At 74.5% G+C, this 14,294-nt stretch carries 12 protein-coding genes; 9 read left to right on the forward strand and 3 right to left on the reverse strand.

What is annotated here, in order from left to right; translation table 11 throughout:
- Nucleotides 1-207: 207 nt before the first annotated feature.
- A complete protein-coding gene (locus AB0E83_RS25215; protein ID WP_030215177.1) occupies nucleotides 208-369 on the forward strand; it encodes a DUF5670 family protein in 162 nt (53 codons plus the stop codon).
- 134 nt (nucleotides 370-503) lie between these two features.
- Here AB0E83_RS25215 and AB0E83_RS25220 read toward each other — a convergent pair whose 3' ends face one another.
- On the reverse strand, nucleotides 504-731 hold the full coding sequence (locus tag AB0E83_RS25220) for a DUF5133 domain-containing protein (protein ID WP_362116110.1): 228 nt from the start codon (nucleotides 729-731) through the stop codon (nucleotides 504-506).
- Between the two features lie 283 nt (nucleotides 732-1,014).
- On the opposite strand from AB0E83_RS25220, the gene AB0E83_RS25225 reads away from it, so the two are divergent.
- From AB0E83_RS25225 to AB0E83_RS25240, 4 genes are all read left to right on the forward strand, one after another.
- Entirely contained in the window at nucleotides 1,015-5,043 is a 4,029-nt protein-coding gene (locus tag AB0E83_RS25225) for a HAMP domain-containing protein (RefSeq protein ID WP_362116113.1), read from the forward strand.
- Between the two features lie 115 nt (nucleotides 5,044-5,158).
- Entirely contained in the window at nucleotides 5,159-7,585 is a 2,427-nt protein-coding gene (locus tag AB0E83_RS25230; RefSeq protein ID WP_362116116.1) for a SpoIIE family protein phosphatase, read from the forward strand.
- 52 nt (nucleotides 7,586-7,637) lie between these two features.
- Entirely contained in the window at nucleotides 7,638-8,006 is a 369-nt protein-coding gene (locus AB0E83_RS25235) for an STAS domain-containing protein (RefSeq protein ID WP_362116119.1), read from the forward strand.
- 66 nt (nucleotides 8,007-8,072) lie between these two features.
- The gene (locus AB0E83_RS25240) at nucleotides 8,073-9,233 is read left to right on the forward strand and encodes a PP2C family protein-serine/threonine phosphatase (RefSeq protein WP_362116121.1); all 1,161 of its coding nucleotides are present in this window, start codon (nucleotides 8,073-8,075) and stop codon (nucleotides 9,231-9,233) included.
- A gap of 134 nt (nucleotides 9,234-9,367) precedes the next feature.
- Here the strand turns inward: AB0E83_RS25240 and AB0E83_RS25245 are convergent, their stop codons facing one another.
- Nucleotides 9,368-9,880, reverse strand: coding sequence for a MarR family transcriptional regulator (locus tag AB0E83_RS25245; RefSeq protein ID WP_362116124.1), 513 nt, complete (start codon nucleotides 9,878-9,880; stop codon nucleotides 9,368-9,370).
- 95 nt (nucleotides 9,881-9,975) lie between these two features.
- Here AB0E83_RS25245 and AB0E83_RS25250 point away from each other — a divergent pair, with 95 nt between their 5' ends.
- The 3 genes from AB0E83_RS25250 (at nucleotide 9,976) to AB0E83_RS25260 (ending at nucleotide 12,541) form a co-directional block, all read left to right on the forward strand.
- Nucleotides 9,976-11,187: a GAF domain-containing SpoIIE family protein phosphatase gene (locus AB0E83_RS25250; protein ID WP_362116127.1), complete on the forward strand. Its 1,212-nt coding sequence runs from the start codon at nucleotides 9,976-9,978 to the stop codon at nucleotides 11,185-11,187.
- A 108-nt stretch (nucleotides 11,188-11,295) separates the two neighbouring features.
- Complete coding sequence (locus tag AB0E83_RS25255; protein ID WP_362116130.1) at nucleotides 11,296-11,742, forward strand: ATP-binding protein; 447 nt, start codon at nucleotides 11,296-11,298, stop codon at nucleotides 11,740-11,742.
- A 373-nt stretch (nucleotides 11,743-12,115) separates the two neighbouring features.
- Nucleotides 12,116-12,541, forward strand: coding sequence for an SsgA family sporulation/cell division regulator (locus AB0E83_RS25260; protein ID WP_362116133.1), 426 nt, complete (start codon nucleotides 12,116-12,118; stop codon nucleotides 12,539-12,541).
- A 67-nt stretch (nucleotides 12,542-12,608) separates the two neighbouring features.
- Here the strand turns inward: AB0E83_RS25260 and AB0E83_RS25265 are convergent, their stop codons facing one another.
- Entirely contained in the window at nucleotides 12,609-13,031 is a 423-nt protein-coding gene (locus AB0E83_RS25265; protein WP_362116136.1) for an ATP-binding protein, read from the reverse strand.
- Nucleotides 13,032-13,201: 170 nt separating this feature from the next.
- Here AB0E83_RS25265 and AB0E83_RS25270 point away from each other — a divergent pair, with 170 nt between their 5' ends.
- On the forward strand, nucleotides 13,202-14,059 hold the full coding sequence (locus tag AB0E83_RS25270; RefSeq protein WP_362116139.1) for an RNA polymerase sigma factor SigF: 858 nt from the start codon (nucleotides 13,202-13,204) through the stop codon (nucleotides 14,057-14,059).
- Nucleotides 14,060-14,294: the final 235 nt, after the last annotated feature.

Raw genomic sequence — 14,294 nt, forward strand, 5'->3', positions numbered from 1 at the left:
CGGCGGCCGCGCTCGCCCTCGCCTACGGGTGGGGGCGCCGGGCCGGGCGCCTGGCCGCGCGGCGCGACCCCGGCCCGGTCGCCCTCCTCTTCGAACGCCTCGGCTGAGCGGGCGGCGCTCCCCCCTCGCGGGAGGCCGGTGCGCGTCGGGACGCCGCCCGGCCCTCCCTCCCCCTTCCCGTCAGCGTCCTCATGGAGGTCGATCCGCGTGGTCCCCCTGCTTCTCGTCCTGCTCCTGGCCCTCCTCCTCTTCGGCGCCGGCTTCGCCGTCAAGGCGCTCTGGTGGATCGCCGTCATCGTGCTCGTCCTGTGGCTGCTGGGCTTCGTGGCCCGGCCGAAGGGCGGGACGGGCCGCTGGTACCGCTGGTAGGCGGCCCCGTCGCGTGCGCCCGCCCGCGGCGTGACCGAGCCCGGCACCTCCGTCAGGAGAGGGCCGGGCTCGGTCGTGTGGGGCCGGGCCCGGCCCGGCGCCTCCGTCGGAGGGCTCCGGACCGGGCCCCGTGCTCAGGCGCTCAGCACCGAGTCGTCCTCGGGACGCGCGCCCGGCAGGCGGTGGCGGGCCGCGATCAGCGCCGCGTCCACGTCACGCGTACCGGTGGAGACGCACAGCGTGTAGGCGAGGTCGTCCATGCGCCGCCGTACTTCTCCGCCGCCGTTCTCGGCCTGGAGCGCCCTGAGCGTCTCGTACTCCTCGATGAGACCGCGCAGGACCGCGGGGTGGGCCATCAGCACGTACTGCTCCCCTCGTCGTCGGGGCGGGGGACCGCCCGGTTCGACGCGCGTGTACCCCGATCGCGGCGTCGTACGCCCTCCGCCCGGGGCCGGAGAGGGGCGGGTTCCGGCCGGATGACCCGGTACCGCCCTCCTCCTGTCGATCACGGCGGGGTAGTGTCGTCACCATTGCCGTACGGCAACGATCGCGGCAGCCGGAGCCGTCCCGGGGGAGCGGACGTCCGGCGCGCGGTACGGGGCCGTACGGTCCGTGCGCGAGCTTGGTGGGGAACGAGGATGGGGCATGTCTGAGACGACGACCAAGGGCTCCTCCGGCCGGGAGCACCCCGGACCGGCCGCGGTGGTCGAGCCTGAACTCCGTCAGCTGCTGGCCGGACTCACGGCCGTGCGGGACGGCGACTTCGGCACCCGTCTGCCGGACGAGGCGGACGGGCTGATGGGCGAGATCTCCCGGGTCTTCAACGGGATGGTCGACCAGCTGTCCCTGTTCACCTCCGAGGTGACGCGGGTGGCCCGCGAGGTCGGCACCGAGGGGACGCTCGGCGGGCAGGCCGCCGTGCCCGGGGTCTCCGGCACCTGGGCCGACCTGACCGACTCGGTGAACGCGATGGCCGGCAACCTCACCACCCAGGTCCGTGACATCGCCCAGGTGGCGACGGCCGTCGCCAAGGGCGACCTCTCCCAGAAGATCGACGTGGACGCGCGCGGCGAGATCCTGGAGCTGAAGAACACCATCAACACGATGGTGGACCAGCTCTCGGCCTTCGCCGACGAGGTCACGCGCATGGCCCGTGACGTGGGCACCGAGGGCATCCTCGGGGGACAGGCCGACGTGAAGGGCGTCTCCGGCACCTGGCGCGACCTGACCGACTCCGTCAACTCGATGGCGGGGAACCTCACCGCGCAGGTGCGGGCGATCGCCCACGTCGCCACCGCCGTCGCGGGCGGCGACCTGTCGAAGAAGGTCGACGTGGACGCGCGCGGCGAGATCCTGGAGCTGAAGAACACCATCAACACGATGGTGGACCAGCTCTCGGCCTTCGCCGACGAGGTGACCCGGGTCGCCCGCGAGGTCGGCACCGAGGGCAATCTCGGCGGCCAGGCCACCGTCCGGGGCGCCTCGGGCACCTGGAAGGACCTCACCGACAACGTCAACGTGATGGCCTCCAACCTCACCGGACAGGTGCGCTCGATCGCCCAGGTCGCCACCGCCGTGGCCCGCGGCGACCTCTCCCGCCGGATCACCGTGGAGGCCAAGGGCGAGGTCGCCGCCCTCGCCGACACCATCAACACCATGGTGGACACCCTGTCCGCCTTCGCCGACGAGGTGACCCGGGTCGCCCGCGAGGTCGGCACCGAGGGAAGGCTCGGCGGCCAGGCCCGGGTGCCGAACGTGGCCGGCACCTGGAAGGACCTCACCGACAACGTCAACTCCATGGCGAACAACCTGACCGGACAGGTCCGGAACATCGCCCAGGTCACGACCGCCGTCGCCAACGGCGACCTGTCGAAGAAGATCGACGTCGACGCCCGGGGCGAGATCCTGGAGCTGAAGACGACCATCAACACGATGGTCGACCAGCTGTCCTCGTTCGCGGCCGAGGTGACCCGCGTGGCCCGCGAGGTCGGCAGCGAGGGCCGGCTCGGCGGCCAGGCCGAGGTCGAGGGGGTCTCCGGCACCTGGAAGCGGCTGACCGAGAACGTCAACGAGCTGGCGGGCAACCTCACCCGCCAGGTTCGCGCCATCGCCGAGGTGGCGAGCGCCGTCGCCGAGGGCGACCTCACCCGCTCGATCACCGTCGAGGCGTCGGGCGAGGTGGCCGAGCTCAAGGACAACATCAACGCCATGGTCGGCTCGCTGCGCGAGACGACCCGGGCCAACCAGGAGCAGGACTGGCTCAAGTCCAGCCTGGCCCGGATGTCCGCGCTGATGCAGGGCCACCGCGACCTGGCCGTCGTCGCCGAGCTCGTCATGGACGAGCTGACCCCGCTCGTGGCCGCCCAGTACGGCGCGTTCTACCTCGCCGAGGAGGGCGCCGACGGCGTCGAGCTGGGCCTCGTCGGCTCCTACGGACGCCCCGCCGGCGACCGGGACCGGGTCCGCTTCCGGCTGGGCGAGTCGCTCGTCGGACAGGCCGCCCGCAGCCGCCGCACCATCACCGCCGACCACGTCCCCGCCGACTACGTCACCCTCTCCTCGGGGCTCGGCAGCACCTCCCGGGGCAGCCTCGTGGTGCTGCCGATCACCGTCGAGGAACAGGTGCTCGGCGTCATCGAGCTGATGTCCTTCAGCCCCTTCACCCCCGTGCACCGGGACTTCCTGGAACAGCTCATGGAGACCGTCGGCGTCAACCTGAGCACCATCGTCGCCAACGCCCGCACCGACGAACTCCTGGAGGAGTCCCAGCGCCTGGCCGGCGAACTCCGCTCGCGCACCGAGGAGCTCCAGGTGCGCCAGGAGGAACTCCAGCGCTCCAACGCCGAGCTGGAGGAGAAGGCGGCCCTGCTCGCCACGCAGAACCGCGACATCGAGGCCAAGAACCTCCAGATCGAGCAGGCCCGCCAGGAGCTGGAGGACCGCGCCCAGCAGCTCGCCCTGGCCTCCACGTACAAGTCGGAGTTCCTGGCCAACATGAGCCACGAACTGCGCACCCCGCTCAACAGCCTGCTGATCCTGGCCCAGTTGCTGGCCCAGAACCCGACCCGCAACCTCACGGCCAAGCAGGTCGAGTACGCCGGCATCATCCACTCGGCCGGATCCGACCTGCTCCAGCTGATCAACGACATCCTCGACCTCTCCAAGGTGGAGGCCGGGAAGATGGACCTCAACCCGGAGCGCGTGCCCCTGCGCAGGCTCCTCGACTACGCCGAGGCCACCTTCCGCCCCCTCACCTCGCAGAAGAGCCTCGCCTTCGCGGTCTCCACGGCCGCCGGCGTCCCCGTCGACCTCGTCACCGACGACACGCGGCTCCGGCAGGTGCTGCGCAACCTGCTGTCGAACGCCGTCAAGTTCACCGAGCGCGGCGGCGTCGAGCTGCGCATCGAGCCGGCCTCGGACGGCGAGCTGCCCGCCTCCGTGCACCGCGGCGGCCCCGTCGTCGCCTTCCGCGTCACCGACACCGGCATCGGCATCGCCCCCGAGAACCTGGAGGCCATCTTCGGCGCCTTCCAGCAGGCCGACGGGACGACCAACCGCAAGTACGGCGGCACCGGCCTCGGCCTCTCCATCAGCCGCGAGATCGCGCAGCTGCTCGGCGGCGCCCTCACCGTCACGAGCGTGCCCGGCGAGGGCAGCACCTTCACCCTCTACCTCCCCGTCACCCGCACCGACTTCACCGAGCAGCCCGGCCCCGCCGCCCCGCCGGCGAACCCCTCGGCGGTGCCCACCGTGCCGGCGCCGGCCCGGGGCGGCGTGCTCGCGCCGCCCGGCGCCCCGGCCGCCCGGCCGACCCGGCGCCTCCTCGTGATCGAGGAGCGTCCGCGCGGGCTCCTCGCCGTCGTCGCCGAGAACGCGGTCGGCCAACTCGCGGCCGACGGCGGGCACACGGACCGGGCGGACATCGAACTGATCGCGGTCGCCGGCCCCCAGGAGGCCGCCTCCGCGCTCGCCGCCCGGCCGTTCCACTGCGTCGTGCTCGACGTCGACATGGCGGACGGCGACGCCCTGCGCTTCCTGGAGGCCATGGACGGCGACGAGGCGCTGCGCACCGTCCCCGTCCTCGCCCACAACAACCGCCGGCTCCCCGCCGACGAGGAGGGCGCCCTCCAGGACCTCGCCCGCCGGCGTCCGCTGGAACTCCTCTCCAGCCTCGACGAGCTGCGCGAGCGGATCGCCCTCCACCTGTCCGCGGAGCAGCCCGGCGACGTCGTGCCCCTGGTGCGCGGCGACCACCGGGCGCCCGCGCCCCGGGCCGTCGACACCACCCTGCGCGGCAGGACCGTCCTCGCCGTCGACGACGACGCCCGCAACCTGTACGCCCTCAGCGGCATCCTGGAGCTGCACGGCATGACCGTGCTGCACGCCGAGAACGGCCGGAAGGGGATCGAGACGCTCCTGGCGAACCCGGACGTCTCCCTCGTCCTGATGGACGTGATGATGCCGGAGATGGACGGCTACACGGCGACCGCGCGGATCAGGGAGCTGCCGCGGTACGCGGACCTGCCCGTGATCGCCGTCACCGCGAAGGCCATGCCCGGCGACCGGGAGAAGAGCCTCGCCTCCGGGGCCAGCGACTACGTCACCAAGCCCGTCGACGCCGACGAACTCATCGCCTGCGTCAGCCGCTGGCTCGACGGCGGGGCGGCCTCGTGACCGCCCCCGCGGGGTCGCCCCGCACCGCCCGCCCGGCCCCGGAGCGCCGCACCGGCGCGCCCCGGCCCCGTCCGTACGGCGGCCCCGGCGCCGCCCCGACCGAGGAGTCGCCGACGTGAGCGGCCCTCGCTTCCCGGCCGGTGACCCGTCCGCCGACGCCGTCGGCCCGTACCCCGCCGCCGACGCGCCCGCCGACGCGTCCGGCGACGGCCGGCTGGCCGCCACGGTGGAACGGCTGCGCGGCGAGGTGCGCGCCGCGCACGCGGCGGCCGAGGGCCGCGCCCTGATCGAACTCGCCAAGGGGGTCATCGTCGAGCGCCTGGGCTGCGGCCCCGCCCAGGCGGCCCGTCAGCTCGCGGAACTCGCCGACCGGGCCGGACTGTCCCGGCTGGAGCTCGCCGCGGACATCATCAACCAGGCGGCCCGGGACCGGATGGCCGAGGCGGCGGACGAGTTCGTGCGGACGGCCGTCGGCGAGCCCGCCGCCCCCGCCGCCTCGGTCGCCGTGCGGCTGCGCACGGCGGAGAGCGCGGCGCTCGGCGCCGGCGACACCCAGGCCGTCGCCGAGTCGCTGCTCCGGCACGCCCTCGAACCCCTGGGCGCCGTCGCCGTGGCGATCTGGACCACCGGCCCGGACACCTCGCTGAGCCTGCGCGGCCACGCCGGCTTCGGCCTCGACGAGGCGGCCCGCTGGCACTACGTGCCGCCGGGGGTGACCACCGCGGCCCGCCAGGCGCTCATCGGGCGCCGCACCGTCCGGTACGCCTCCCTGGCGACCGCGGGCATCCCCTCGATCGGCCGCGCGCGCCATCCCGACGGCGGCCGGGTCGTCGTCCCCGCCGGGACCGGCGGCCGCATCCACGGCGTCCTGGAGATCTGCTGGGCCCGCCCGCTCGACCCCCTGCCGCAGGCGGTGGAGCGCCAGATCGAGGCCCTCGCCGAGCTCTGCGCCCACACCCTGGAGGCGCTGCCCGAGGCGTCCCCCGGGGGCTTCCCCGTCCCCGCCGGCCTCCCGTTCCCCGGCGGGGACGGGGCGCCGGCACTGGCCGAGCTCTCGGACGGGCTCTACGACCCCGCCCTCGTCCTCACCCCCCACCTGGACGAGGCGGGGAGGCTCGTCGACTTCCGCATCCGGCACGCCAACGCGCACTTCCAGGACCCGGCCGGGCGGCCCCGCGGCTCCGTCGACGGGGCCCTGCTCCTGGAGGCGTACCCGGCGACGGCGGGCGGCGGCGAACTCTTCGAACGGATCGAGCGGGTCTACGCCACGGGAGAGCCGTTCCGCGCCCGCCGGGTCCGGCTCACGGCGCTGGTGGACCAGGTGCCGCTCGCCTCGCTCGCCGACATCAGCATCAGCCGGCACGGCGCGAGCGTCCTGCTCATCTGGCGCGTCGAGGACGAGTCGGCACGCCTCGCCAGCCTCCTCCAGCACGCCCAGCGCCTCGGCCGGGTCGGCGCCTTCGAGGAGGACGTCGTCACCGGGGACATCACCTGGCACGGCCAGCTGTACGAGCTCTTCGGCCGCAGGCCGACGGAGCCGCCGGTCGCCCTGCGCGACCTCGCCGCGCACGCCCACCCCGACGACGCCGGCCCCATCCGCCGCTTCCTCCAGAAGGTGCTGGACCAGCGGCGGGTGGGCTCCACCGCCTTCCGCATGCTCCGCCACGACGGCGTCACGCGGCACATCCGGGTGACCGCCGAACCCGCCCTGGGCACCGACGGCGACCTCCAGGCCGTCCGGGGCGCCTACCAGGACATCTCGGCGCAGCACTGGACCGAGGTCGCCCTCACGGCCACCCGCGACCGGCTGGCGGCGACGGAGGAGGCGGCCGAGGAACGCAACCGGCTGACCCTCCAGCTCCAGCACGCCATCATGCCGCCGGTCAAGCCGCCGCTCGACGTGCCGGGGATCGACGTGGCCGTGCGCTACCGCCCCGCCGAGTCCGAGTCCCTGGTCGGCGGTGACTGGTACGACGCGGTCGTGCTCCCGTCCAAGAAGGTGCTCCTCTGCGTCGGGGACGTCGCCGGCCACGGCGTGGAGGCGGCCACCGGGATGGTGGTGCTGCGCAACGCCCTCCGCGGCCTCGCCGTCACGGGCGCGGGCCCCGGGCAGCTGCTGTCCTGGCTCAACAGCGTCGCCCACCACCTCACCGCCCAGGTCACGGCCACCGCCGTCTGCGGCGTCTACGACCCCGAGAACCGCACGCTGCGCTGGGCCCGCGCCGGCCACCTCCCGCCGGTGCTGGTCCGCGGGGAGGAGGCGGACGACCTGCCGCTGCTGCGCGGGATGCTGCTGGGGGCCCTCGCGGAGGCCGAGTACGAGGAGGCGGAGCTGCGGCTCGAACCCGGCGACACGGTCCTGATGTACACCGACGGGCTCGTCGAGCGGCGGGACACCGCCGTCCACGACTCCATCGCCCAGCTGCTCACCGTCGCCCGGCAGCCGTCCGACGGCCTCGAACGCCTGCTGGACCGGCTGTTGGCGCGCAGCAAGTCGGACACGGACGACGACACGTGCGTGGTCGGCGTCCTGGTGTCCTGACCCCGTCCGTCCGCCCCGAGACCGGCCCCGACCCCCATGGAGAGCAGGGAACATGTCCGAACGAGAACCGAACCTGGACGTCGACGTCGAGATCCGCGACGACCGTACGGCGGTGCTGTCCGTGGAGGGCGAGCTGGACATGGAGACGGCCGGCCGGCTGGAGGGCCTCCTGACGGAACAGCTCGGCCAGGGGCGGCGCCGTCTCGTGCTGGACCTGTCCGCCCTCGCCTTCATGGACTCCTCGGGGCTGAACGTCCTGATCAGGGCGGTCAACAGGGCGCGGGGGACCGGCGGCGACCTGTACCTCGCCGCGCCGACCCCGGCCGTGCGCCGCATCCTGGAGATCACCGGAGTGACGACGACGATCCCGCCCCACGACGGTGTGGCGGACGCGCTGGCCGCGGCCGGCGGCGCGAGATAGCGGACGGACGGCCCGGTCCCCGTGCACGGAACCGGGCCCGGGCAGGAGGAAGGGGAAGGGCAGACCGTGCACGAGATCGCCGAGATCGAGCAGGCGCTCCGCCGGGCGGCTCCGCACCGGCTCGTGGAGGTCGTCGAGGACGCCCTGAGGGAGCGCTGCGGGGTGCTGCGGGTGGAACTCCGCCTGGCCGACTACGGCGTGCGGACGCTCCAGCTCGTCGGCCACGTCTCCGGGGCGGACGCGTCGGTGCCGATCCACGACAGCCCCCAGGGGCGCGCCTTCGGCGCCCAGGAGCCGCACGTGGTCCGGGAGTCCGGGGCGCTCCGGCTCCACCTGCCGGTCACCGTCCGCGGGGACCGGCTGGGGGTCCTGACGGCCGAGCTGCCCCCGGAGGCCGATCTCAGGCCGCTGCTTCCCGGCTTCGCCCAGGTCTGCGAGGCGCTCGGCCACGAGATCCTGGTGGCCGAGCGCGACACGGACCTGTACGTCCTGGCCCGGCGGGCGACGCGGCTCACGCTCGCGGCCGAGATGCAGTGGCAGCTGCTGCCCGGCCGTGCGTGCTCCCGGCCCGAGTTCGCCCTGGCCGCCCACCTGGAGCCCGCGTACGCCATCTTCGGCGACAACTACGACTGGTCGGTCTCGGACGGCCGGCTGACCCTGACGGTCACCAACGGCATGGGGGAGGGCATCGAGGCCGCCCTGCTGACGAACCTCGCGATCAACGCGCTCCGCAACGCCCGCCGCGCCGGTCTCCCGCCGGCGGACCAGGCCGCGCTGGCGGACCAGGCCGTGTACGCCCAGTACCGGGGCGAGGCCTTCGTGTCGGTGCTGCTGCTCCGCTTCGACCTGGCCACGGGCGAGGTGGAGGCCGTGGACGCCGGTTCGCCCCGTCTGTGGCGGCAGCGGGGGCAGGCGGTGGAGGCCATCGGTTTCGAGCCGCAGCTGCCCCTCGGCATGTTCGAGGACACCGTGTACGTCCCCGAGCGGTTCGCCGTGCGGCCGGGCGACCGGCTGCTGTTCGGCAGCGACGGCGTGTACGCGGCCGTCTCGCCCGCGGGGGAGAGCTACGGGGACCGGGCGCTGGCCCGCGCCCTGCGGGGGACGCGGCTGCTGCCGCCCGCGCAGGTGCCGCAGGCGGTGCTCCGGGAACTCGCCGCCCACCACGGCGGCGGCCCGTTGGAGGACGACGCCCTGGTCGTCTGCCTCGACTGGCACGGCACCGCGTGAACAATTGCCGTGCGGCAACTGTATCCTTGGGGAAACACCCGGCGGTGCGACCGGAAGAACGCCGTCGAGGACGACCAGAGGTGGCAATGAGGACACGCGGGACGCGCCCGGCCGGAGCCGGCGCCGCACGGGGATCAGGCCGAGCTGACGTCCTTCAGCGGCGTGCGGGAGGGTGACGGGGCGGCCGCCCCGCTCCCTCCCACGGCCTCGTGGAACCCGGTGAGCCCGCGCAGCAGCGCCTTCCGGTTCGTCGGTGACATGGCGGTGATCACCGCGAGCAGGGCCTCCTCGCGCTGGGCCCTGAGGTCCCGCAGGTACGCCTTCCCGCGCACGGTCAGGTGCAGCTCCAGCTGCCGCCGGCTCACGGGGCTGGGCAGCCGCTGCACGAAGCCCAGCGCCTCCAGCCGGTCGCACATGCGGCTCACCGAGGGCGGTGCGGAGCCGAGCAGCTCGCCCAGGGTGCGCAGGCTGATGCCCTCCTCGCGGTCCAGGCTGTACAACACGCGCAGCTGACTCGCCGAGACGGGTGTCGACGACACCATGTCCCGGCCGCGCTCCCACAGCACCTCCAGCAGCTCGATGAGCTCCCGGGCGGCCTCGGCCGTCCGCTGCGGTTCCCGCGGCGGCGGGGCGGGGTTGCCGTTCATGCCTGCCGACCCTCCTCGGACGTCCCGGGCCAAGGGCGGCGGCCTTGAGACGGACCGGTCATCTCCACATCTCTCCAGAAGGCGGTACGGATCCGGTGGACCGATACCTGACGGTGGAAGGCGCACTGCGCGGGGCGGCACCACACCTGCTCCTGGACTCCCTCCGTACCAGTCTCGCGCACCTGTACGCCGCGACCTGCGCCGACCTGCTGCTCGTCGACTACGGATTCACGACCCTGCGCCCCGTGGAGCCCGTCCAGGCACCTGCCGGGATGCCGCAGGCGCCCGTGGACGCGGGCCCCGCCGGCCGCGTCTTCCGCACCCAGCAACCATATCTTTTCCGTGATGTCGGGCCCACGGCGACCGTTTACCTGCCCGTCACGGTCCGCGGCGACCGGTTCGGCGTCCTGGTCGTCGTGCTGCCGGCGGACCGGATCGCCCCGGAGACCACCGCGAGCCTCGCCCGGGTCGCCGAGACCCTCGGCCACGCCCTGCGCGTCGCCGACCGCCACACCGACCTGTACCGCCGCACCCGCAGGACGCACGCCCTCAGCGTCGAGGGGGAGATGCAGTGGGACACCCTGCCGGGCCGGGCCTGCGCCGGGCCGGCCTTCGACCTCCACGCCCACTGGGAGCCCGCCTACACCTCCGGCGGACACCTCCTGGACTGGAGCGCCACCGAGCGGGACCTGCTGCTCGTCGTCGCCGACGGCGCCGGCCCCGGCACCCCGGCCGCCCTGGCGAGCACCCTCGCCCTGACGGCGATCCGCAACGCCCGGCGGGCCGGACTCGACCTGGTCACGCAGGCGAGCCTCACCGACCAGGCCCTCTACGGGCAGTACCGCGGGACGCACCCGCTCGCCGCCCTGCTGCTCCGGCTCGACCTGACCACCGGCGAGGCCGAGGTGGTGGACGCCGGGTCGCCGGCGCTCTGGCGCGTCCGCCCCCGCGTGACCGAACGCGTCGAACTGGACCGCCAACTGCCCCTGGGCATGTTCGAGGACACCGTCTACGTCCCCCAGCGCCTGCGCCTCCTGCCCGGTGACCGGCTGGTCTTCGTCGCCCACGGCGCCGGGGAGCCGACGGCCGGCGGCGGGCACGAGGCACCGGACGGTCCCGTCGCCCGCGCCCTCACCGGCGACGGCCGCCTGAAGGGCGCGGACGTCCCCCGGGCCGTCGTGCGCGCGCTGCGCGGGACGCCCCGTGGCACGCCGGACGCCACCCTCGTACTCTGTCTCGACTGGCACGGACACGAGGCCGGGGCCCGGGGCGAGGACCGGCACGAGGAGCCCGCGCCGGCCCCGTGACGCGCCGGCGGGGGCGACCGCGCCGCGGGCGGTGTGGGAACCGCCAAGCGGGAAAGACGGGTACGAGGAGTCCAGCCGCCGACCCGGGACGAGGGGAGTGCCAGCGCCATGACGGACGCGATCACCGCGGAGCGCGCGGTCCCGGAGCCCCTGCTGTCCGCGGGCGCCGTCTACGACGACGCCTCCCGCGGCGGGGCCATCGCCGCCGCCCGCGCCTTCACGGCCGAGTTCCTCGCGGCTGCCCCGGCCGTGCTGCCCGGACCGGTCGGCGAGGAGCGCGTCGAGCTCGCGCGGCTGGTGGTCAGCGAACTGGTCACCAACGCGATCCGGCACACGGCCGGCCCCTGCCGGCTCCTCCTCGAACTGGGCCGCGACTTCCTGGAGATCTCGGTCTTCGACCAGGAGGCCGCCGTCCCCGTGCCCCGCGGACACGACCCCCGCCGCATCGGCCAGCACGGCGTCGAGATCGTCGTCGCCGTCTGCGAGAGCCTGACCGTGGAGCCCGCCCCGGAGGGGAAGCGGGTCCGCGCCCGCCTCTCCCTCCTGCCCGGGTAGGCCGACGCGGCGAAGCCGCCGGGCGGTCGCACGGACGCCGCGTCGGCACACGGCCTTCGCGCGGCCCCGCCCGGCCCCGGTCGGCCCGCCCCGCACGCCCGGCGGCGGGTGCGGCCGTGCCCGCGTCCGGCCCGGCGACCGCGCCGGGCCCGTCCCGCGCGACTCGACGGGCCTCTCCGCCCTGCCGCCCCTCCACCGGCTCGCCGGGGCCGCGGAGCCCGCGTACGGCCGGTTCCTGACGGCCTTTCACCACCTTCACCGAATCATGACGGCATCGACACATCCACCACGGCCGTACGAGGTGTAACAGGGGCGGGACGGGTCAAGCGGACACCGCACCCGCTCGCTGACAGCCCCTCAGCCGGAGGACTCCATGACCCAGCACCCCACCGCGCCGCTCCCCGCACCGCGCGTCCTCACCCGGCCCATGGCCATGGACCTGCTCACCCCGGACGCGACGGTCCGGATCGACACCACCGTCGGCTACGACTCCCGCGACCCCCACGCCCTGAGCATCGCCTTCCACCTCCTCGGCGAGGACCCGGTGGTGTGGCGCGCCGACCGCGAGATGGTCCTCACCGGATCGCTCCAGCCCGTCGGCGACGGCGAGATCCAGCTCCGCCCCGCCCCCGAGGGCGGACTCCTCCTGCGGCTCGGGCCGGCGGGACAGCGCGCCGTCGTCAGGTGCGAGCAGGAGGCACTCGCCCGCTTCGTGCGCGACACCTTCGTCCTGGTGCCACAGGGCACGGAGGAACGCCACATCGACTGGGGACCGCTGCTCGCGTCCCTGAGGCGCTGACGTGCGGCGCGCCGGACCGCCGTACGGGGACGGAACCCGCCCGCGCACGGGGCCCGTGGCGGCCGCCTCAGCCGGGACGGCCGGGCGCGGCCGGCCGGAAGCAGGCCGTGACGTCCTTGCCCCGCGGACAGGGGCGGGTCCGCACGTCGTCGGCGAGCGCGTCGACCAGGAGCAGTCCGCGCCCGCCCAGCGCGTCCTCGTCCGGGCCGCGCTGCTCGGGGACCACCGGCGACGCGTCGTGCACCGTGACGTGCAGGCACTCCTCGTCCCAGGTGAGGATCAGCTGCGCGTCGCTGTGCGCGTGCACGTGGGCGTTGGTGACGAGTTCGGAGACCGTCAGCACGACGGAGTCCGCCACGTCCGGGGCGGTGCGGTCCCAGCCGAGCGCCGCCAGGTGCTCGCGCGTCCAGTCCCGTGCCGTCCGCACGCCGCTGCCCAGGGGCAGCGAGCGCGCCCAGCCGACGGCCCTGATCGAGGGATCCCGTGTCATGACTCTCCTTCGGACGTCCGGTCGGAGGTTCCGTCTGCCCCTCGACCGGACGAAAGGAACCGACCGGAAAGACGTGAGCGGTCGACGGGTGTGGACGTGAGAAGACAGGGTATGCGGGCAGCCTCAGGGCCACGCATCCCGATGAGGAACGCACGTGAAAGGGGAACGGTGTGACGGTCACCACGATGCCGACCGCGGGAGTCGAGACCGGGGCGGGGGTGCTGCCGCGGATCCCGGACACATCGGCGGTCGCGCCGAAGGACGCGAGGACCCTGTCGAAGGTCTTCTTCCAGGAGCTCGCGAAGCTGGAGGAGGGGACGCACGAGTACCAGTACGCGCGCAACACCCTCATCGAGATGAACATGAGCCTGGTCCGCTACGCCGCCGGACGGTTCCGCCACCGCGCCGACGAGATGGAGGACATCGTCCAGGTCGGCATGATCGGCCTGATCAAGGCGATCGACCGGTTCGAGCTGTCGCGGGAGGTCGAGTTCACGACCTTCGCCGTCCCCTACATCGTCGGTGAGATCAAGCGGTTCTTCCGGGACACCTCCTGGGCGGTGCACGTGCCCCGCCGGCTCCAGGAGGCGCGGTCGGAGCTGGCCAAGGCGACCGAGGAACTCAGCACCCGCCTCGGCCGGATGCCGACGGTCAAGGAGCTGGCCGAGCTGATGAGCCTCACCGAGGAGGAGGTCACCGAGGCGCGGCTGGCCTCCAACGGCTACAACTCCTCGTCGCTGGACGCCGCCCTCGGCGGCGAGGACGAGGACGGCGACACCTCGCTGGCCGACTTCATCGGCAGCGACGACCCCGCCATGGAGCTGGTGGAGGACTTCCACTCGCTGGCCCCGCTCATCGCCGACCTCGACGAGCGCGACCGCCGCATCATCCACCTGCGGTTCGTCGAGGAACTGACCCAGGCCCAGATCGGCGAACAGCTGGGCTGCTCGCAGATGCACGTCTCGCGGCTGCTCGCGCGGACCGTGCGGCGCCTGCGCGAGGGCCTGCTCGACGTCGACGCCGACTGACCCGGCCGGCCCGCACGGCTCCGGGCCCGCCGCACCGGCCGGACGCACGCGCGGCCGCTCGCCGTCAGGACCGCGTCGAGCCCGCCGGAGGCCGGCTCGTCCGGGGAGACGACGCGGGAGTCGCGCCGCCGGGCCGTCGGTCATCGGCCAGGCGGGGCGCGCGGAAAGGCCGCCGGCGCGGCCCGCCGCCGTCGCCGGGCCGCGGCCGAGCTCCCCGCCCTCGGGCAGGGTGCCG

The sequence above is a fragment of the Streptomyces sp. NPDC035033 genome (assembly GCF_040636735.1).
Classification (GTDB): domain Bacteria; phylum Actinomycetota; class Actinomycetes; order Streptomycetales; family Streptomycetaceae; genus Streptomyces.